At 42.3% G+C, this 227-nt stretch carries 1 pseudogene; it reads right to left on the minus strand.

The features are described from left to right. Positions 1–227 (minus strand): annotated as a pseudogene (locus tag KGF38_RS20235) (hypothetical protein); the annotation flags it as partial.

A 227-nucleotide genomic window follows, 5' to 3' on the forward strand; every position in this document is an offset into this window, starting at 1 on the left:
TCTTCTTTTGGAGTCTGATCTATATTTTTATTATCTAGTGGTTTCTCCTCTTCTGGAATCTGCTCTGGTTTTTTGTTGTCTGATGGCTTCTCCTCTTCTGGAGTCTGCTCTGGTTTTTTGTTGTCTGATGGCTTCTCCTCTTCTGGAGTCTGCTCTGGTTTTTTGTTGTCTGATGGCTTCTCTCCTTCTGGAGTCTGCTCTGGTTTTTTGTTATCTGATGGCTTCTC

This window comes from Clostridioides sp. ZZV14-6387 (genome assembly GCF_020657835.1).
Lineage (GTDB): Bacteria > Bacillota > Clostridia > Peptostreptococcales > Peptostreptococcaceae > Clostridioides > Clostridioides difficile_A.